The sequence below is a fragment of the Streptomyces sp. 1-11 genome, from assembly GCF_007176755.1.
Classification (GTDB): domain Bacteria; phylum Actinomycetota; class Actinomycetes; order Streptomycetales; family Streptomycetaceae; genus Streptomyces.
The window spans coordinates 509,583-529,541 of the sequence record NZ_BJTV01000001.1 but is presented as its reverse complement, the minus strand read 5'-3'; the positions used below and the strand labels follow the sequence as shown (position 1 = coordinate 529,541).

The following is a 19,959-nucleotide window of genomic DNA, read 5'->3' as shown; positions in this document are numbered from 1 at the left end:
CCATTGCCGTGTCATGGGATCGCCGCTCCCTGGCCGAATCACGGGAAATGCTTGGTTGACAGCCCAACCATTCGCCTTGCCGTCCCGGCTTGTTCACCCCGGCGTCGTTTTGGCTTCCTAGTTTCTCCATCAACCCCCACGATTCGGCAAACGCAAGGCATGCCGCCGTATACACAGTCTTTGCTTGGCACACATCAGGAGAGCTATGACGAGGGTCCAGAACCGGCGGACGCCTGCTCGTGGAGGGGGGCTGGAGGACTGCCTGCGCGTCTGTGCCGTACACAGCGGCAAACTCGTGGGCAGCCTCGACCGCCGGCGCACGGAACTGGCCGAGCAGCTTCGCAGGCTGCTCGTGGTGGTCGGCACCAACGGCGCCACCGCCCCCGCGCCCGCCCCGGCCGGCGGCGCGACCGCACTGCTCAAGCGGGCCGTCAAGGGCCCCGCCGCACCCGCCGGCGGCCTCACCAACGAACTGCTGGACGCCCTGCTGGCCGTCGCGGGCAAGGCCCTGGAGTGCGGCTACGACGACGAACTGCACCTCGCCCTGCGGATCAGCGACACCGTCCTGGAGCAGCGCCGCAACTCCCGGGCCGGCTGGCGGCTGCGCGCCCGCGTCCTGGAGGCGCTCGGCGAGGAGCAGGAGGCCGTCGAGGCGTACGAGCGGTACCTGGAGCTGACCCAGGAGGACGGGTTCGGCGTCGCCGCCCGGATCGCCGGACTGCGCCGGGGCGCCGAGCGCGAGCGCGAGCTGCTCGCCCTGCTGGAGCGCCAGTGCCCGGGCGCCGCCGGCTTCGCCGAGGGGCCCGCCACCGACGTGTGGGCCGAGGGCCTCGCCCTGCACGCCCGCGGTGACCGGGAGGCGGCCGAACCCCGTCTGGTCGGCGCCCTGCTGGCGCTCGCCGCCGAGCAGGCCCCGGTCGCCGACCGGCAGGAACTGCTCGGCCAGTACCTCGAACTGCGCACCGGCGTCCCCGGCGACGACCTCACCGAAGCCGTCGCCCTCTACGCCGAACAGCGCCGCGTCCGCATGCGCGGCCCGGTCGCCGACCCCACCGTCGGCGGAGTGCACTGGATCGGGCTCGGCGAGTTCCGCAACCTGATCACCGGCAAGTCCGTGTGCCTGATCGCCAACTCCGGCCGTGTGGGCGAGAGCGGCCTGGGCGGCCGGATCGACGACTACGACCTCGTCGTGCGCTTCAACTCCTACCGGATCGACCCGAAGCACACCGGCAGCCGCACCGACATCCACGCCACCATCCACAAGCACGGCTTCAACTGGGACAAGCCGGTGACCACCCGGCTCGTCTTCGGCGGGATCTCCGGCGACTGGAAGCACTCGCTGCGCAACCGCCTGGTGCCCGGCGCCCAGCGCCACCTCGGCGACGAGTCGCTGCGCTGGCCCGTGCGCAACATCGGCCGGCTCGGCAACGACGTCTGGTCCGGCATCCCCACCACCGGCTTCAACATGCTGTGGCTGCTGGACTTCCTGGACGTCAGCCCCACCCTCGACCTGATCGGCTTCGACTTCTACGAGAGCGGCGCCTACCGCGTGCCCGAGGCCATGAAGCTCGCGATCACGTCCGTGCACGAATACACCAGCGAGAAGGCATGGGTCATGGAGCGGGCCCAGAGCGTGACCGACATGAGGATATCCCTGCGATGACCACCGCCACCCCGGTAACACCGGAGACCTCCGCGCACGCCCTGACCAAGAAGCGGCGCATCGCCTTCGCGAGCTTCGTCGACGAGAACTACCTGCCGGGGTTCCTCGTCCTGCTGCGCAGCCTGGCGCTGTCCAACCCGGGCGTCTGCGAGGACTTCGTCGTCCTGCACGACGACCTGAAGCCCTCCTCCGTCGCCCGCATCCGCGCGCTGCACCCGAGGATCGTGCTGCACCGCGTCGACGCCGGCCACTACGACTCCTACGTCAAGGGCGACCAGGACAACTACCTCGTCCGCAAGGCGTACTTCATCCTCGACGTCTTCCGGCTGCGCGACTACGACACGGTCATCACCCTGGACACCGACATGGTCGTCCTGGGCGACCTGGGCGAACTGCTCGCGCTGCGCGAGGGACTCGCGGCCGTCCCGCAGTTCTTCTACGGCCAGCACAAGCTCAACTCGGGACTGCTGGTCATCCAGCGCGAGTACCTCTCCGACGCGTTCTGCGCGCGGCTCGACGAGGTCGGGCGCAGCGGCGGCTACGAGCTGGACAAGCACGACCAGGGCATCCTCAACGCCGTGCTCGACGGCGACTTCGTCCGCCTGGACACCCGCTACAACTTCGTCAAGCGGCGCCTCTCCGGCGACCTGCCGGTCCCGGACGGCACCGCGATCCTGCACTTCACCGGCCGGCACAAGCCCTGGCAGGGCGGCGAGGCCGGATACCAGCAGGCCGAGGAGCGCTGGCGGGAGTTCGAGCTGAGCGACGCCGAGTTCCACGCTGCCTACCTGGCCCGCGGCGGCACCCTCCACCACGACCTGCTGGTGCACTACGGCACCCCGCACGTGCGGCGCACCGGCGACGTGGAGGCCGCCCGCAAGGTCGCCGCCGCGCACATCGCGGCCGGCGAGTACCAGGACGCCGTCGACCTCCTGGCCGGCGTGCGCATCCCGCTGGACGAGGCCTGGCCGCACGAGGTCTTCGGGCACGCCCTGATGAGCGTCTCGCGCTACCCGGAGGCGAAGACCCGGCTCCTGCTGGCCACCGCCGCCCCCAACCGGGCCGCCACCGCCTACGCCCGCCTGGCCCAGATGGCCTGGGTGCAGGGCGACAACGCCGAGGCGCTCAGGTACGCCACCGCCGGCCTCACCGTCGACCCCACGCACCGCTCCAGCCGGCTCTGGGCGCAGCGCGCCGCGGCCGTCCCGGCCCAGGAGCAGGGCGCCGCCGAGGACCAGCTCGCGCACGTCGCCTTCTACATGGACCGGCAGGGCAACGCGGGCGACAAGCTGCTGCCCGAGACCGTCCGGCTCGCCTTCGGCCCCGACACCACCTCCCGCCGCTGGCATTCCGTGCACGCCCACCGGCTGTTCGACAGGGCCGCACTGGAACGGGTCAACGCCCGGCGCGGACTGGTCATCGGCGGCGGCGGACTGTTCATCCCCGACACCATGCCCAACGGCAACAGCGCCTGGCAGTGGAACGTCCCGGACGAGCACCTGCGCGGCATCGACGTGCCGGTCATGGTCTTCGCGGTCGGATTCAACGCCTTCGACGGGCAGTCGTACCGCGCCCGGCGGTTCAACGAGAGCCTGCGGCTGCTGGTGGAGAAGTCCGCCTTCTTCGGGCTGCGCAACCACGGCTCCATCGACCGGGTCCGCTCCCTGCTCCCGTCCGAGCTGCACGACCGGGTCGTCTTCCAGCCCTGCCCGACCACGGTCATGCGCCGGCTGGTGGCCGGCTGGAGCGACCCGGCGTACCGCGAGGACACCGTCCTGCTGAACGCCGCCTACGACCGCGCGGGTCTGCGCTTCGGGCACGACTACGGGCACTTCCTCGCGGAGATGGCCAAGGCCGTGCGCGCGATCGGCGCCCACACCGAGGTCCGCTGCGTCGCCCACTCCCTGGACGACGAGCGCATCGCCTTCGACCTGCGCCGCGAGCACGGGATCTCGCTGCCGGTGATCCCGATGTACGACTTCGACAACGACGCCATCCGCGAGACGTACGCCAAGACGAAACTGGTCATCGGCATGCGCGGGCATGCCGGGATGATCCCCTTCGGGGTCGGCACGCCCATCGTCAGCCTGATCTCGCACCCGAAGATGGCGTACTTCCTCAAGGACGTCGAGCGCCCCGAATGGGGGGTCTCGGTGCACGAGCGGAACCTGAGCGAGGTGCTCACCGAGCGGGCCCTGGACATCCTCGACCACCACGACCGGACCGTCGCCGACGTGCACGACCGGCAGGAACTGCTGTGGAAGGCCACCCAGGAGAACGCGGCCCGGATCCGGACGATCCTGGGACGCTGAGAAGTCCGGAACGCTGAGAAGTCCGGAACGCAGCGAGGGCGGCCCGGCAAGGGGCCCGCCCTCGCGAGAGGAGTCCAGGTCAGCGCCGTATGGCCCGGCGAAGGCCGCGCGCCTTGCGGGCCATCCGGCGGACCGTGGCGTTGCGCGGCAGGAACGCGAGCTGGGCCGGCACCCCGCCGGGCAGCGCCAGCGAGGTCAGCCGCTTGCGCTTGAAGTAGCGCAGGGTCGAGGCGTTCAGGTTGCCCGCGAGGTACCGCTCGGTCTCGCCGCGCAGCCCCGGCAGGATCTTCGGCTGCATGGCGAAGCCCACCGCGCGGACCAGCGCGCCCAGCGCCGCCACGTCCATGCCGGGCCGCCGCTCGCCCACCGCGGCGCCGTCACCCAGCTCCGGCAGCAGCGCGTCGACCACGGTGACCGGGATCCGGTTGCTGTTCTCGAACGGCGTCAGCCGCTCCAGCAGCGTCTCCGTGCCGATCCGGGCCACCGGCAGGCCGTACAGCGCGGACGCGGTGAGCAGGGCGGTGGAGAAGCAGCCCACGACCAGCGCGGGCCGCATCCGCTGGTACAGCACCTCGGCGAGGACCGGCGCGTCCAGCACGGTGAGGTCCACCCCGAGCCGCTCCGCCTCCTCCTCCAGGGTGCGCGTGAAGCGCGCGGGGGCGGTGGGATGCGGCTTGAACACCACCTTCGTGTGTCCGAGCCGGTGCACCCCCTTCAGCATCCGCACGTGCAGGTCCTCCTCCTGCGCGGCGGTGAGGATGCCCAGCGCCGACAGGTACTGGCCGAGCAGCAGCGCGGGCTCCTCCACCTCAGGCAGCTCCTCGGCCGGCGGCGCGAGTTCGGCCAGCACCTTGGTGAAGGCGGGCGTCGGCACGATCTCCGCCGGCACGCCGAACTCGGTGAGCAGCAGCGGTTCGAGGCCCGGCACGAGGTCGAGGTGGAGCACCCGGTCCACCCGGGTGCCGACCAGCGGGTCGATCTTGTTCCGGGTGGGGCCGTAGCTCATCAGGCCGTCGGCGTAGACGGTGACCGGGCAGCCGGTGAAGATCTGGGCGAGCGACAGCGACGGGTTGACCTGGATGGACTCCACGGCCAGCTCGACGTCCTCGTCGCCCAGCCGCCACTCGTGGCGCAGATACCGCTCCCACAGCGGCAGGTCCTCCGCCCGGGGCGCCCAGCCGCCCGGGTGGAAGGGGAAGATCGCCTCGTTGTACGACAGCACGTCGTCGAAGCGCTCGCGCAGCCGTTCGAAGCCGGGCATCCGGTCCGGTCCCGGCGTGGTCTCCGGCGTGGCCGCGTTGTTGCAGACCAGCAGGATCCGCCGGCCGGCCGGGCGGAAGCAGCCGGAGTCCAGGGCGGCGGCCAGCGTCGCCGTGCCGTACAGCGTCGACACCTGGAAGATCTGGGTGGTCACGCGGCGGCTCCCGCGGGGGTGGGGCGGCGGCGCAGCCGGCGCAGCCTGGTGGCGCGCTGGAGGTCCATGGAGTCCAGCGCGTCGTCCAGGACGTCCTGCGGCATCCGCCGCAACGCCGCGGAACTCAGGGATTTCAGTTTCCTCGCCACCGACGGCTCGAACCTTTCGATGGATCCCAGGTGATGGGAAATGATGGCGCAATACGTACGGACGGCCTTCGGCAGCAGCGCGGCCGCTTCCGGGTCCTCGGCGGTTTCCGCGACGACCTGATCGAAAGCGCGAATGAAATCGAGCTGACGGACGTCGCCGATCTGGGTGAGCGAGGAGGCGACCCCGCGCCGGTAGAACACCCCGAGCAGGCCGACCGCGGCGAAGGACTCCGCCTCCCGGTGCAGCTTCCAGATCCACGGCCGGTCCTCGGCCGTGCGCAGCCCGTCGGTGAAGTGCAGCAGTCCCTTGTCCGCCAGCCGGCGGTGGTAGACGCCCGCCCAGGCGTAGGCGTAGTCCACGGAGGTCGACCGGTCGGCGGGCAGGATCGCCGCGCGCGGGTCCAGCACCACGTCGCGCCGCCCGACCGGGACCCGGTGCACGGTGCGGGCCCGTGCCGTGCACTGCACGTGGTCGGTCCGCAGGAAGTCGCAGCCCAGTTCCTCGATGGCGGCGACCAGCTTCGGGTAGTAGCCCGGCGCGAGCCAGTCGTCCCCGTCCAGGAAGGTCAGGTACTCGCCGCGCGCCCGGTCGATGCCGGTGTTGCGGGCGGTCGCGAGCCCTCCGTTCCGCTCGTGCCGGACGAGGACCGCGCCCGGCAGCTCGCGCTCCGCACGCGCGAGGATGTCTGGTGTCCCGTCGCGGGAACAGTCGTCGACGAGAATGAATTCGAAGTCCTCACGCGCGTTCGCACCAAGGCTCCTCAGAGTGTCTGGCGCGTATTGCTGCACGTTGTAGAACGGGACGATGACGGAGAGCTTGACCACGTCACGGACGTTAGGGCGAGGCCCGTCATTCGTCTTGACCGGCGGCTTGATGCCGGGTGAACGACGCGTGGCGAAGCTGTGAACCAGGTCTTTTCCCGTGCCGATCACGGCCCGATTCGCCATTCGGCGATGTGCTGTTAACCGTTTGTTGCATTCGGGTTGGGCGGAACCTCGGAATGCCTTCCTAGCGTCTTCGGCGTGCCAGCAAGTGCAACGAAGTCCCTGCGGGTCGCCGTCCTGGCCGACTCCGACACCCGGTGGAAGTGGGGCGCGCTCACCGCGCAGCGCCTGACCCCCGCCGGTGCCGGCGTCCGGCTCGACGGCTACCTCCTGCGTGGACGAGCCACCCCCACCGCCCGCCAGCTCCAGGAGGTCGGCGTCCGCGCCGACTCCCTCAGCGAGGTCACCGGCGTCCAGTTCCTGCGCGCGATGAGCGACAGCACGCGGGAACCGTACGACGTCCTCGTCCTCGCCCTGGTCGGCGGCGGTGTCCAGGCCATGCTGCACGGGCTGCGCAACGCCTGGGGCTCCGGCAGCCGCCCCGTCGTCGTCACCGGCTACGTCGGCGTCGTCTACGAGAAGCTCGCCGACGGCCTGCTGCTGCGCCACGGAGCCGACCTCGTCCTCGCCAACTCGGCCGACGACGCGGACCGGTTCCGGGCCGTCTACGAAGGGGTCGGCGCCGACGCCTCCGCGGTCACCGAGGTCGCGCTGCCGTTCCTCGGCGGGGAGCCCTACGCCGGCGAGCACGACCCGTACACCGTGGTGTTCGCGGCCCAGCCCTCCGTCCCGGACAACCGCAGGGACCGCGCCTACCTGCTGAACCGGCTCATCGAGCACGCCCGCCTGCACCCCGGGCGCGAGGTGCTGCTGAAGCTGCGCTCGAAGCCCGGCGAACACACCACCCACATCGAGGAACTGCCCTACCAGAAGCTGGTCCAGGGCATGACCCCGCCCGCCAACTTCCGTCTGGTGTACGGGCACATGGGCGAGGTGCTGGACCGCACCGACCTGCTCGTCACGGTCAGCTCCACGGCCGCCCTCGAAGCCCTGCACCGGCGCATCCCCACGGTCGTCCTGACCGACCTCGGCGTGCGCGAGGTGCTCGGCAACCACCACTTCACCGGCTCCGGCTGCCTCGCCTCCTGGGACCAGCTCGACGCCGGCCACCGCCCGGCCGCCGACCCGCGGTGGCTGGCCCGGCAGGGCGTGTGCGCCGGGGAAGCCTCCTACGGGACCGCCTTCGACGCCGCCCGCGCGCGCATCGCCAGGCTGCTGGACCGGCCCGGCCACCTGCCGCCGCTCAACCCCTACTACACACCCGAGACCGCGCCCGGCTACCTGCCCGGCATCCTCGCCCGCCACCACCTCGGCCCCGACGGCGCCCCGCTGCCCGGCGCGCCCGCCGCCGACCGGGAGCCCGGCCCCGTCCGCCAGATCGTGCGGCGCGCCGCGCGCGGCGCCTACCGGCACGGCGTGCAGCGGGTGGCCCCCGTGATCCGGCGGATGGGCGAGCTGTGAGCGGCCGGATCCCACGTCAAGGAGAGAACCCCATGCCCCACTCGGAAGCGGACCAGGGCGCCCCGGTGACCCGGGTGCTCGCGGTGATCCCCGCCCGCGGCGGCTCCAAGGGCGTGCCCGCGAAGAACCTCGCCCCGGTCGGCGGCATCCCGCTGGTCACCCGCGCGGTGCGCGAGTGCCGGGCGGCCCGGCTGGTCACCGACGTGGTGGTCTCCACCGACGACCAGGCCATCGCCGCCGCGGCCCGCCAGGCCGGCGCCGAGGTCGTGCTCCGCCCCGCCGCCATCGCCGGGGACACGGCGACCTCCGAGGCCGCGGTCCTGCACGCCATGGACGCGCACGAGGCCCTGCACGGCGCCCCCGTCGACGTGGTCCTGCTCGTGCAGTGCACCAGCCCGTTCCTGGTCCGCGAGGACGTGGACTCGGTCGCCGCCGCCGTCGTCGAGAACGGCGCCGACACCGCCGTGACCGTCGCCGCGTTCCACGGCTTCGTCTGGCGGGACGCGGCCGACGACCCGGTGACGGCCGGCACGGACCCCGCCGCCGTCGGCGCCCTGACGGCCGCCGACACCACGACGGTCCCCGGCACCAGGACCGCGACCGGCGGCTACGGCGTCAACCACGACAAGTCCTTCCGCCCCCGCCGCCAGGACCGCCCCCAGGACCTGCTGGAGACCGGCGCCGCCTACGCGATGGCCGCGGCCGGCTTCCGCGAGCACCGGCACCGCTTCTTCGGCCACACCGAGCTGGTCCGCACCGACCCGGCCCGGGTGCTGGAGATCGACGACCCGCACGACCTGGCCCGCGCCCGCGCCCTCGCCCCGCTCTTCGACGCGGACCGGCCCGGCGCCCTCCCCGCCTACGACGACATCGACGCCGTAGTCCTCGACTTCGACGGCACCCAGACCGACGACCGGGTGCTGATCGACTCCGACGGACGGGAGTTCGTCTCCGTGCACCGCGGCGACGGACTCGGCATCGCGGCCCTCCGCCGGAGCGGCCTGAAGATGCTGATCCTGTCCACGGAACAGAACCCGGTGGTCGCCGCCCGCGCCCGGAAGCTCAAGCTCCCGGTGCTGCACGGCATCGACCGCAAGGACCTCGCCCTCAAGCAGTGGTGCGAGGAGCAGGGCATCGCGCCGGAGCGCGTGCTCTACGTCGGCAACGACGTCAACGACCTCCCGTGCTTCGCCCTCGTGGGCTGGCCCGTGGCGGTCGCGAGCGCCCACGACGTCGTACGCGGCGCCGCACGCGCGGTCACCACCGTCCCCGGCGGCGACGGCGCGATCCGAGAGATCGCCAGCTGGATCCTCGGCCCCTCTCTCGATTCCCTCCCCAAGTAAGGACACCTCCCGCCATGAGCACCAACTCCCGCATCCGCACCTTCGGTACGCGCGAGGCCGGCCCGGGCCGCCCCGTCTACATCTGCGGTGAGATCGGCATCAACCACAACGGTGAGCTGGAGAACGCCTTCAAGCTCATCGACGTGGCCGCCGAGGCCGGCTGCGACGCCGTGAAGTTCCAGAAGCGCACCCCCGAGATCTGCACCCCGCGCGACCAGTGGGACATCGAGCGCGACACCCCGTGGGGCCGGATGACCTACATCGACTACCGCCACCGGGTCGAGTTCGGCGAGGACGAGTACCGCCAGATCGACGAGTACTGCAAGGAGAAGGGGATCGACTGGTTCGCCTCCCCGTGGGACACCGAGGCCGTCGCCTTCCTGGAGAAGTTCGACGTCCCCGCCCACAAGGTGGCCTCCGCCTCCCTCACCGACGACGAGCTGCTGCGCGCCCTGCGCGCCACCGGCCGCACGGTCATCCTCTCCTCCGGCATGTCGACCCCGAAGCAGATCCGCCACGCGGTCGAGGTCCTGGGCAGCGAGAACATCCTGCTCTGCCACGCCACCTCGACGTACCCGGCGAAGGCCGAGGAGCTCAACCTCCGCGTGATCAACACCCTGCAGGACGAGTACCCGAACGTCCCGATCGGCTACTCCGGCCACGAGACCGGCCTGCAGACCACGCTGGCCGCCGTCGCCCTCGGCGCCACCTTCGTCGAGCGCCACATCACCCTCGACCGCGCCATGTGGGGCTCCGACCAGGCCGCCTCCGTCGAGCCGCAGGGCCTGACCCGTCTCGTCCGCGACATCCGCACCATCGAGGCCTCCCTCGGCGACGGCGTCAAGAAGGTCTACGACTCCGAGCTCGGCCCGATGAAGAAGCTGCGCCGCGTCACCGGCGTCGTCGCCGAGGCGGAGATCGCCGCGGCCGCGGGCGAGCCGGTCGCGGTCTGAGCACCCCGGTCGCCCAACGGACGCCCTGAGACGGGACGGTCGCACGCCGATGAGCCCCCGCGCCGGTCACCCCGGCCACCCTGCCCGCACGCTCGCCTTCGTGGAGAGCCCGGTACAGCTGCTGAACGTACTGGAGTGGGCGCACCTGCACGGCCTGCAGGGCGCGCAGCCGGACGCCCTGCCGTCCGTGCCCGCCCAGAAACGGCGGACGCCGGCCGGAGCCACGCCACCGGCCGGCGCGGAGCTCACCCTCGTCGTGCTGTCCCCGACCGACCCCATGACCCGGGGCCAGCTCCGCCGCATGGCCGACCTGGCCCGGGACGAGGGGTACCGGGTGCGCTGGGAGGAGGCGCGGGGCGGCACGACCGCGCCCTTCCACACCATCGGCGGCCTGGCCGGCCCGCTGCGCCGGGCCGACCGCATCGTCATGGGGGACCCGTTCTCCCGCTACGTGCAACTGCTGCTGACCATCACCCGCGCCCGCGACCTGGTGGTCGTGGACGACGGCACGGCGACGATGGAGTTCGTCGCCCAGCTCGCGCGCGGCGAACGCCTGGTCCGCTGGCACCGCAAGGGCGGCCGGCCCGGCCCCCGCGACCTGCTCTTCGCCCCCGTCTCCTCCTCGGCGCGCCGGCGCCTCACCCCGAGCGAGGGCCGCCGCGTCGAGGTCTTCTCCTCGATGCCGGTGACCGAGACCCCGGACGGCGTCACGGTCACCGCCAACGACTTCGCGTGGACCCGCGCTCGCTTCGGCCCCCCGCGGATCACCACGAGCGCCGACATGGTCGGCACCTCCCTGGTGGAGACCGGCGTGGTCGACGGCGACCGCTACCTGGCCGCCGTCCAGTCCCTGGCCAAGGCCCACGGAGCCACCCGCTACTTCGCGCACCGCCGCGAGAGCACCGACAAGCTCCACCGCCTGGCCACGGAGACGGGCCTGGAGATCGTCCGCCCCGACCTCCCCCTGGAACTCATCGCCCGCCGTGGTCCCATCGGCCGCACCGTCCTCAGCTTCCCCTCCACCGTCGTCCACACCCTCCCGCTGGCCCTGGCCGGCACCGGCGTCCGCGTGGCGGTCTGCGACATCGACCCGACCTGGCTCACCGCATCGGCCTCCCCCCGGGCCCAGGGCTTCCTGTCGGGCGTCACGGGCACGGCGCGGGACGTCCACCGGCTGGCCGCGGTGCAGCCGGCCTGACTACGGGGCGGGCCTCCTCCCGGTGCCGTCCCCGTCACCGACCGATCACGGCGGGGTGAACGCTGCCTGATGCGGCACTAAAGTCTTCTCGTCACAACTGGTTGCGGGGACAGCCAGAGCGCCTTTCGGCTGCCGACGTCCTGGGGAGGGTTTGCAGCGCATGAGTCGTCGCTCCACTGGTTTCGCCGGCGCCTGGGCCGAGATGCAACGGCAGCAGCAGCGCCAACTGCAGGCCGAGGCCCGACGGCGCAGACAGCAGGAACAGCAGGCCCGGGCCTACCAGCGGCGAGCCGCCCAGAGCCACCGTGAGTACCGGCAGGCGGAGGCTCTGCGGCGGACGGAGGAACTGGACGCGCAGGTCGCGTCGCTGCGAGGTCTTCTCGCCGAGGGCTGCCGGGCCCCGGCGTTCCGGGCCGCCTCCCTCATGCGGCGCGAGGAGGTGCAGCCCTTCTCCCCGGGTCCGTTGGCGCAGCCGGTGCCGATGCCCGACTACAGCCGCTACGAGACGCAGAGCGGCTGGACGGCGGGCCGCCGGGCCCAGGCGCAGGCCGAAGCCCGGGCACGCTTCGAACGCGACTGGCATGCCGCCCAGGCCGCTGAGGCGCAGCGGCAGCAGCAGCTCGCTTCGTACCAGCGCGAGTACCAGCAGTGGGCGGACGCCCAGCTCGCCGGCGTACGCGGGCACAACGCCGGAGTCGTCGCGCTGACCGAAGGGGTGCGACGCCACGACCCCGACTCCGTGGTCGAGTACTTCTCCGCCGCCCTCTACGCCTCGACGGCATGGCCGGAGGACCTGCCGCGCCAGGTCGTGGCGGCCTACGACCCGGCGGCGCGGCAACTGGTGCTGGACTGGGAGCTGCCCGCCTACGGCATCGTGCCGGAGGTCAAGGCGGTCCGGTACCTGTCCGGGACCGACCAGGACAAGGAGACGCCCCGTCCGGTGAGCCAGCGCCGTGCCCTGTACCGGGAGGTGCTCGCCCAGTGCATGCTGCTCGTACTGCACGAGCTGTTCGCCGCCGACGAGCCGGGGGCGCTCGAGTCGGTGGCCCTGAACGGCTTCGTCGACGGGCACGACCCCACGACAGGCAGGCCGGGCCAGATCTTCCTCGCCACGGTCATGGCGTCCCGCTCCTCGTTCCTCGGTCTGCACCTGGCCCAGGTGGACGCGTGCAGCTGCCTGGCCGACGCACTGCACGGGCAGCTCTCCGCCCGGCCGGACCAGCTCACGGCGGTACGGCCGGGCCGGCGGCCGCAGGACGTCGGGAACCGGGTGGTCGCCCACGGCGGCGAGGAGGAGCCCGACCTGTTCACGATGGACCCCATCGCCTTCGAGGATCTCGTGGCTGACCTCTTCCGCGCCATGGGGATGCAGGCGGTCACCACCCAGCGCTCCAACGACGGCGGCGTCGACGTCGACGCGCTGGACCCGGCCCCGATCCGCGGCGGCAAGATCGTCGTGCAGGTGAAGCGCTACCGGAACACGGTGCCGCCCACCGCCGTGCGGGATCTGTACGGAACCGTGCAGGACACCGGCGCCAACAAGGGCGTCCTGGTGACGACGTCCAGGTTCGGCCCGGGCTCGCACACCTTCGCCAACGGCAAGCCGCTGGAGCTCGTCTCGGGCCCCGAACTCGTCGACCTGCTGCACCGCCACGGCCTGGGCGGGCGGCTGGGCGACGGCGGCCGGCGGACCGCGGGACAGCCGGCGCCCGGGGGACCGGACACCCGGCTGCCCGACGACTACAACGTCCTCGGCATGTCGTGGACCGGGAACGTCGCGCTGGACGTGTGCGCTCTCGTCTGCCGCGGCAACAGCGTCCTCAGCGACGATCACTTCGTCTTCTACAACAACCCGCGGACCCCGGACGGCACGGTGCGCACCCTTCCCGCCACCGCACCCGACAAGGCCGCGATCTGCGTCTCCTTCGACGCACTGCCGCCCGGGGCCGACCGGTTCGTACTCGTGGCCGCCGTCGATCCGGAGGTGGACCCGGCCGCCGACCTCACCGGCTTCACCGAGGCCCGCATCAGGCTCCTCGACCCGGGGATGGCCGAGCTCGGACGCCTGGAGGTCTCGGACGGCCGGCCGCACGAGACCGCCCTGGTCCTCGGCTCGTTCCGCCGCAGGTCCACCGGTGACTGGGACTTCGTCCTGGGCGGCAAGGGCTACACCGGCGGCCTGGAGGAACTCGTGCGGGACTTCGGCATCGACGTGGAGTAGCCCGATGCCGGTCCCGGCTCCCGGCTCCCGGCGCCCGTCAGCCCCGGGTCACCGGTGCCTGGAGCTCCGTCACCCAGTCGTCGCGGTTCTCCGGGCACTCCAGGTTGACCTCGCGGGGGTACCCGGCCGACCGGTAGCCGCCCGCGTCGATCCAGCGGGCCAGGGTCTGGGCCGTGGGCAGGACGGTGTCCATGGAGCCGCGGTGGACGATGGTCGCCGCCAGATCGACGGAGGGCAGGTCGACGATCCGCAGGGCGCCCTCCTGGAGCGGGGCTGACACCTGCACGGCGGCGTGCACGGTGATCCTGCCCTCGCCCTCCGGCGCGTCCTCGTAGTACGCGACACCGGGTCCGGCCGGCCTGACGCCCGCCGCGTCCAGGCGGCGGAACAGCTCCTCGTACAGCGGCGCGATGACGGGACCGATGTCCTCGGGCTGGAAACTCGCCGCGACCGCGGTCAACTCCGCGACCCGCACGGCCGGGAGGCTCTTGAGGACGACGTCGTTCTCGGGCATGTGCCCCTCGCTCTCGATGGCCCGGAGCCTCGCCTCGACCTGGACCAGCCGGGCCGCCGCGGCGGTCATGGCGGCCTCCAGCTCCGCCCGCCGCAGCCGCAGCATCGCGCGCAGTCCCTCGGTGCCGACCTTCTCGTCGAGGATCTCCCCGACCTGCTGAAGGGTGAGCCCGAGTTCCTTGAGCGCGATGACGCGGTTCAGACGGGCCAACTGGCCCGCGGTGTAGTAGCGGTAACCGGTGGCGGGGTCGACATGGGCCGGGCGCAGCAGTCCGGTCGCGTCGTAGTGACGCAGCATCCGGACCGAGACGCGGCCGTGCCGGGCGAAGTCTCCGATGGTGAACATGATGTCTCCGAGTCGACCGCCTGACACGGGGTGAGGGTCAAGAGGCGGCCTGGCGCGGCCCCTTCAGACCCTCGACGAAGGCGACGAAGGCAGCGGGCGGGAAGACGAGGGTGCCGGCCGCGGGGTCCTTGGAGTCGCGGACGGCTATGCGGGTGGGGGAGTCCGCTATCTCGACGCAGGAGTCCCCGTCGCCGGGCCCTGAGTACGACGACTTCCGCCAGTTGCCCGGGGTCTGCATGGGGTGCCTCACAGCTCTTTCGCCAGCCGGTGGATCAGGTCGCGCGAGCGCTCGGGGTCGAGCGACGCGTCCTCCACCTTATGGAAGAGCGTCCGGAACGCGTTCAGTTGCGCCTCGGAGTCGATGAACGCCGCTCCGTGCGGGCCGTCACGTACGACGGTGTCCAGCTTGGGCACGGCGCCACCCGCGTACGTCATGGCGCTCGCGGCGCCGGCGAAGCCCTCCAGATGCATCGGGATGACGCGTACGGTGACACGCTTGTCCGCCGAGAACTCCAGCAGATGGGCGAGTTGGGCCCGCGCGGAGGTGCGGTCACCGACCATGATGCGCAGTGCCGCCTCGTGCACGACCGCTTCGTAGGGCGTTTCCGCGACGGTGGCCGCACGCTGCATCCGGTGCCGGACGCGTAGCTCGACGTCCTCGGCCGGCAGTTCGGGAACCCGGTAGGAGAAGACCGCGCGAGCGTAGTCCGCCGTCTGGAGAAGGCCGGGAACGAAGAGGCACTGCACCTCGCGGAGTGAGGTGGCATGGTGTTCCAGCTCCGCGAGGTCGAGGAACGGGGTGGGCAGCCGCTCCCGGTACTCCTCCCACCAGCCCCGCGTGCGATCGGTCGCCATGCTCGCCAGCGCGTCGATCAGCTCGTCGTCGGTACATGAGTAGTTCGCGACGAGGCGGCGCAGGCGTTTCTCGCTCACGCCCGCGAGGCCCGACTCGATCTGGCTGATCTGCGGAGCGCTCACGCCGAGCAGCGTGGCAGCTTCCCTGGCCGTCAGGCCCGCCGCATCGCGCAGCCTGCGCAACTCGGTCGCCAGCCGCAACTGACGTGCCGTCGGCTCGGCCCTCAGTGCCATCGACTGGTCCTCCCAACGCGGCGGCGGACGTGACTCGTTCGGGTGTCAGGTTACGCGACCCGCTTGCGAACCTTAAACGTTAATCCCTACCTTCGGTGGCGCGACGAACGCTCAGCGGAAGCGCACCGCATCGCCCTGCCATGGCGTCTGCGGCAATGCCACCGCACATCCTCGGACCGAACCCCTCACCTCACCGGAGTGGATGAGTCATGCCCGAAACCTGGGACTACACGCTCTACATCCCCAACGACGTCAGAGCGGTGACGATCTCCCGCCGCACGCTGCGTCTGATCCTGACGATGCACGGTCTGATCGGCCTGGTCGACACGGCCGAACTCCTCGCCACGGAGCTGGTGTCGAACGCGGTACGCCACACGAAGGGGCCGGCCGCGCTCAGGGTGCGCCGCTCGGTGGAGGGCGTGGTGTGGATCGGGGCGTGGGACACGGACCCCGGGCCGCCAGAGCCGTTCCGCCCGTTGGAGGAGGTGCCCGGGCTGGGGGAGGAGGGCCGGGGTCTGGCCCTGGTCAGGGCGTGCGCGGACCTCTGGGGCTGGCAGCCGTCGGCCAGGTTCGGCAACCGGGGCAAGTACGTGTGGTGCGAACTCGCGGCGGCCTAGCTCGTTGATCACGTCGACAGACAGAAGGGAGAGCCGATGGTCGGCTCGTCGCACGAGGCGCTGCACCGGATTTTCCAGAAGGACCCGACACTGCTGACCCGTGCCTTACAGCGGGTGCTGCACGTGCCGTTCCCGGAGCCGAGACAGATCGCGGCGCTGAACGTGGATCTCACCGAGATCGAACCGGTGGAGCGGCGTGTGGACACGCTGCTGCGGGCGGAGACGGACGAGGGCACGTACCTCTTCGTGATCGAGTCGCAGGGGAAGGTGGACGACCGCAAGAGGGGGAGCTGGCCCTATTACCTCTCCTACCTCTACGAGAAGTACCGCTGCGAGCCGGTGCTCATCGTCGTCACGCAGAACAGCGCCACCGCCAAGTGGGCCTCGCGCCCGATCCGGCTGGGGTTCCGGGACTGGCACTCGCTGACGGTACGGCCCCTCGTGCTGGGCCCGGACAACGTGCCGGTGATCGCGGACGAGCAGTCGGCCGTGAGAGACGTACCCATTGCGGTGCTTTCGGCGATGACACACGGGCGTGGCCGGCAGGCCCCCGCCATACTGGAGTCCCTGGCCACCGCCCTACAGACCATCGATGACGAAACCGCCGCGGTCTTCGTGCAGTTCGTGGACTCCTGCCTGGCCGATCCCCAGGCGAAGCAGATGTGGAGGGACCTGATGACAGCGACTCAGTACTTCTGGCGACACCCGCTGGCGGAGCAGGTGCGCGAAGAAGGCAGGGTGGAAGCCAAGGCCGAGATGGTCCTGCACATCTTGGAATGGCGCGGCATCGAGGTGCCGGACGCAGTCCGTGACCGGGTGAACGCCTGCACCGACCTGAACCGGCTCGAAGTCTGGGCCCAGCGGGCGATGCATGCCGAGGACGCGGCGGAGCTGTTCGCCGGGGAGTGAGCGGGCGGCGCGGGCACGGGGCAGGATGGGGGCATGAGCGTAGTGAAGATCAACGTGCTGTCCGTGCCCGCCGAACAGCGTGAGGTGCTGGAGAAGCGGTTCGCGTCGAGGGCGCACGCCGTGGAGAACTCCGACGGATTCGAGTGGTTCGAGCTGCTGCGGCCGGTCGAGGGCACCGACCAGTACCTCGTCTACACCCGCTGGCGGGACGAGGCGTCCTTCCAGGCCTGGATGGAAGGGCCGATGAAGTCCGCCCACCAGGGCGGCGGCGAGGGCGGCGAGAAGCCGAAGCCTGCCGCCTCCGGGTCCACCCTGTGGTCCTTCGACGTGGTGCAGCAGGCCGCGCCGAAGAACGCCTAGCGGTCCGCGATCACCCCGGCCGGCGGGCCAGCAGGAATGCCCGCGGCCGGGTCTCCTCCTCCTGTGGCTCCCGGACCACCGTGGCCACCGTCTCCAGGCCCGCCCCCGTGAGCAGGGACTTCATCTGGTCCGGCGTGCGCCAGTAGTAACGCAGGTCGATCTCGTGGCCGAAGCGCTCGGTCAGGTGGAGCCCGCCGGGCTCGTCGCCGGTCTGGAAGGCCAGCAGGACGTGGCCGCCGGGAACCAGGGCGCGGTGGAAGCCGGCGAACGCGGCCGGGAGGTGGACGTCCGGGACGTGGATGGTGGAGTAGAGCGCCAGGATGCCGCCCAGCGTCGCGTCCGGGAGGTCAAGGGACGTCATGGAGCCGACGTGGAAGCGCAGCTCCGGGTGGGCCTCGCGAGCCAGCGACACCATCGCGGGGGAGACGTCCACGCCGAAGACCGGCACGCCCATGCCGTGCAGGAGGGCGGCGACACCGCCGGGCCCGCTGCCGAGGTCGGCGACGGGGGCGGGGCCGTTCGCGGTGACCAGCTCGGCGAAGGTGCCGATCAGCGCGCGTTCGAGGGGGTGGGACAGGCCGTGCGGATAGCGCGACGCGTAGTCCTTGGCGATCGCGTCGTAGGAGGAGCCGGTGGTCTGCAGGAAGTCCGCGTTCGAGTCGCTCACGGCGCCGCACCCTATCGGCCGACCCGCACCCTGTCGGCCGACCCGCTGTTGGTCGGCCCGTGTCCTGCGCCGGTCCGCGCTAAGCCCGTCCCCTCCGGCCCTTGCTGGGCCCGTCTTCTACGGCCCCCGCTGGGTTCGCCCCGCCGGTCCCCGCGAGCCGCTCCGCGGACGGCCCCGTACCCGCCGAGGACCGCCCGTCCCCGCCCGCCCGTCCGGGCGCGGAGTGCGTCCGCTCAGCGGACTGGGGGAGCGTGAGGCCGGTGAGGCGTGGTATGCGTGGAGGAAGGAAACAGAGGTTTTACCCACCGAAGTCCGCCGCCATGCGTCCGCCGGTCGATTTTTCTTCCCCTAACGGACTGAACTTTTGTTGATCCGGGGTCAGTTGACCGGTCGGGCGTCCTACCCTTCAGAGGGTGAAGCAATTGATGTCCCGAGAGTCCGAGGCCGAACTGCCCGGGGACGTGCTCCCCGGCGTGCTCAGCGAGTCCCTGCACGCCGAACTGGTCGCCTTCCGCCGTGACCTGCACATGCACCCCGAGCTGGGCAACCAGGAGTTCCGCACCACCGCGGCGATCAAGGAGCGGCTGGAGCAGGCCGGGCTGCGCCCCCGCGTCCTCGCCACCGGCACCGGACTCATCTGTGACATCGGTCTGCCCGAGGGGCAGCGGCCCACCGTGCCGATGCTCGCCCTGCGCGCCGACATCGACGCGCTGCCCATCCCGGACACCAAGGCCGACTGCGCGTACCGGTCCACCGTGCCGGACCGGGCCCACGCCTGCGGCCACGACATGCACACCGCCGTGGTGCTCGGCGCCGGGCTCGTCCTGGCCGACCTGGCGGCCAAGAAGCTGCTGTCCCGTCCGGTGCGGCTGGTCTTCCAGCCCGCCGAGGAGGTGCTGCCCGGCGGCGCGCTCGGCGCGATCGGGGACGGTGCGCTCGACGACGTCGGCCGGATCCTCGCCGTGCACTGCGACCCCAAGGTGGAGGCCGGCCGGATCGGACTGCGGCACGGGCCCATCACCAGCGCCTGCGACCGGCTGGAAGTCGCCCTCGACGGGCCCGGCGGGCACACCGCCCGCCCGCACCTGACCACCGACCTGGTCACGGCGGCCGCCCGCGTCGCCATCGACGTGCCCGCGCTGGTCGCCCGCCGCGTCGACACCCGCGCCGGTCTCGCCGTGACCTGGGGCCGGATCGAGTCGGGCCATGCCCCGAACGTCGTACCGCAGCACGCCGAGCTGTCCGGCACCGTGCGCTGCCTCGACCTGGACGCCTGGCGGGACGCCCCGGACATCGTGCACGCGGCCATCGACGAGATCGCCACGCTGCACCGCGCCAAGTCGGAGATCAACTACGTGCGGGGCGTGCCGCCGGTGGTCAACGACCGGGAGTCCGCCGAACTGCTGCGCCGTTCGATGGTGGCCCGGCGCGGTATGAAGTCCGTGGAGAGCACGGAGCAGAGCCTCGGCGGCGAGGACTTCTCCTGGTACCTGGAGAACGTGCCCGGCGCGATGGCCCGCCTCGGCGTCCGCGCCCCCGGCGACCGCACCGTCCGGGACCTGCACCAGGGCGACTTCGACGCCGACGAGTACGCGATCAAGGTCGGCGTGGAGATGTTCACCGCCGCCGCGCTGCTCGACGACATGTAGGCGGCCCCGGGCCGGCGGGGGAAGGCCCGGGCTCAGGGCCGGCGGGGCCCGGGGCGGCCGGGCCGCCGCGGCGCAACACACTCGTGAGCCAACCGTGCGCTGTGCGCAACAAGGGTGTGAGAGGTCCGGTACGCCGAGTTCAGGCGGTGTTTGCCTCGAATAGATAACGGCTTCGTGAGGGGGTTTTTTGCGACATCTACGCGCGTTACG

17 protein-coding genes are annotated in these 19,959 nt (G+C 71.8%); 11 read left to right on the top strand and 6 right to left on the bottom strand.

Annotated elements, in window-relative coordinates; all coding sequences use genetic code 11:
- Positions 1-205 precede the first annotated feature (205 nt).
- Both TNCT1_RS02415 and TNCT1_RS02410 read left to right on the top strand, forming a co-directional pair.
- Positions 206-1,663: a glycosyltransferase family 29 protein gene (locus TNCT1_RS02415; RefSeq protein WP_143627626.1), complete on the top strand. Its 1,458-nt coding sequence runs from the start codon at positions 206-208 to the stop codon at positions 1,661-1,663.
- Positions 1,660-3,975, top strand: a complete 2,316-nt coding sequence (locus TNCT1_RS02410; RefSeq protein ID WP_143627624.1) for a glycosyltransferase — start codon at positions 1,660-1,662, stop codon at positions 3,973-3,975. The genes TNCT1_RS02415 and TNCT1_RS02410 overlap by 4 nt, the downstream gene beginning before the upstream one ends.
- A gap of 79 nt (positions 3,976-4,054) precedes the next feature.
- Here TNCT1_RS02410 and TNCT1_RS02405 read toward each other — a convergent pair whose 3' ends face one another.
- Positions 4,055-5,389: a polysialyltransferase family glycosyltransferase gene (locus TNCT1_RS02405; RefSeq protein ID WP_143627622.1), complete on the bottom strand. Its 1,335-nt coding sequence runs from the start codon at positions 5,387-5,389 to the stop codon at positions 4,055-4,057.
- Entirely contained in the window at positions 5,386-6,363 is a 978-nt protein-coding gene (locus TNCT1_RS02400; protein WP_143627620.1) for a glycosyltransferase family 2 protein, read from the bottom strand. Before TNCT1_RS02400 ends, TNCT1_RS02405 begins: the two co-directional genes overlap by 4 nt.
- Positions 6,364-6,561: 198 nt before the next feature.
- Between TNCT1_RS02400 and TNCT1_RS02395 the strand changes: the two genes are divergently transcribed.
- From TNCT1_RS02395 to TNCT1_RS02375, 5 genes are all read left to right on the top strand, one after another.
- The gene (locus tag TNCT1_RS02395; protein ID WP_143627618.1) at positions 6,562-7,884 is read left to right on the top strand and encodes a DUF6716 putative glycosyltransferase; all 1,323 of its coding nucleotides are present in this window, start codon (positions 6,562-6,564) and stop codon (positions 7,882-7,884) included.
- A 32-nt stretch (positions 7,885-7,916) separates the two neighbouring features.
- Positions 7,917-9,227, top strand: coding sequence for an N-acylneuraminate cytidylyltransferase (locus tag TNCT1_RS02390; protein ID WP_143627616.1), 1,311 nt, complete (start codon positions 7,917-7,919; stop codon positions 9,225-9,227).
- Positions 9,228-9,241: 14 nt separating this feature from the next.
- The gene (locus TNCT1_RS02385) at positions 9,242-10,180 is read left to right on the top strand and encodes an N-acetylneuraminate synthase family protein (protein WP_143627613.1); all 939 of its coding nucleotides are present in this window, start codon (positions 9,242-9,244) and stop codon (positions 10,178-10,180) included.
- 49 nt (positions 10,181-10,229) lie between these two features.
- A complete protein-coding gene (locus TNCT1_RS02380) occupies positions 10,230-11,378 on the top strand; it encodes a hypothetical protein (protein ID WP_143627611.1) in 1,149 nt (382 codons plus the stop codon).
- A gap of 160 nt (positions 11,379-11,538) precedes the next feature.
- The gene (locus tag TNCT1_RS02375; RefSeq protein WP_174266113.1) at positions 11,539-13,599 is read left to right on the top strand and encodes a restriction endonuclease; all 2,061 of its coding nucleotides are present in this window, start codon (positions 11,539-11,541) and stop codon (positions 13,597-13,599) included.
- Positions 13,600-13,636: 37 nt separating this feature from the next.
- Here the strand turns inward: TNCT1_RS02375 and TNCT1_RS02370 are convergent, their stop codons facing one another.
- From TNCT1_RS02370 to TNCT1_RS02360, 3 genes are read right to left on the bottom strand one after another with little or no spacing between them, the layout of a single operon-like run.
- Complete coding sequence (locus TNCT1_RS02370; RefSeq protein ID WP_143627608.1) at positions 13,637-14,458, bottom strand: MerR family transcriptional regulator; 822 nt, start codon at positions 14,456-14,458, stop codon at positions 13,637-13,639.
- Between the two features lie 37 nt (positions 14,459-14,495).
- Positions 14,496-14,696 carry a DUF397 domain-containing protein gene (locus tag TNCT1_RS02365; RefSeq protein ID WP_143627606.1) on the bottom strand — a complete coding sequence of 67 codons (201 nt, stop codon included), beginning with the start codon at positions 14,694-14,696 and terminating at the stop codon, positions 14,496-14,498.
- An 8-nt stretch (positions 14,697-14,704) separates the two neighbouring features.
- A complete protein-coding gene (locus tag TNCT1_RS02360) occupies positions 14,705-15,547 on the bottom strand; it encodes a helix-turn-helix transcriptional regulator (protein WP_143627604.1) in 843 nt (280 codons plus the stop codon).
- Between the two features lie 209 nt (positions 15,548-15,756).
- On the opposite strand from TNCT1_RS02360, the gene TNCT1_RS02355 reads away from it, so the two are divergent.
- The 3 genes from TNCT1_RS02355 to TNCT1_RS02345 are packed head-to-tail and all read left to right on the top strand — an operon-like array spanning position 15,757 to position 17,433.
- The gene (locus TNCT1_RS02355; protein ID WP_143627602.1) at positions 15,757-16,164 is read left to right on the top strand and encodes an ATP-binding protein; all 408 of its coding nucleotides are present in this window, start codon (positions 15,757-15,759) and stop codon (positions 16,162-16,164) included.
- A 36-nt stretch (positions 16,165-16,200) separates the two neighbouring features.
- Entirely contained in the window at positions 16,201-17,073 is an 873-nt protein-coding gene (locus TNCT1_RS02350; RefSeq protein ID WP_143627600.1) for a hypothetical protein, read from the top strand.
- A 33-nt stretch (positions 17,074-17,106) separates the two neighbouring features.
- Positions 17,107-17,433 carry an antibiotic biosynthesis monooxygenase gene (locus TNCT1_RS02345; protein WP_143627598.1) on the top strand — a complete coding sequence of 109 codons (327 nt, stop codon included), beginning with the start codon at positions 17,107-17,109 and terminating at the stop codon, positions 17,431-17,433.
- 10 nt (positions 17,434-17,443) lie between these two features.
- On the opposite strand, the gene TNCT1_RS02340 is transcribed toward TNCT1_RS02345, so the two are convergent.
- On the bottom strand, positions 17,444-18,100 hold the full coding sequence (locus TNCT1_RS02340; RefSeq protein ID WP_143627596.1) for a class I SAM-dependent methyltransferase: 657 nt from the start codon (positions 18,098-18,100) through the stop codon (positions 17,444-17,446).
- Between the two features lie 425 nt (positions 18,101-18,525).
- Here TNCT1_RS02340 and TNCT1_RS02335 point away from each other — a divergent pair, with 425 nt between their 5' ends.
- Positions 18,526-19,749, top strand: coding sequence for an amidohydrolase (locus tag TNCT1_RS02335; RefSeq protein ID WP_174266112.1), 1,224 nt, complete (start codon positions 18,526-18,528; stop codon positions 19,747-19,749).
- Positions 19,750-19,959 lie beyond the last annotated feature (210 nt).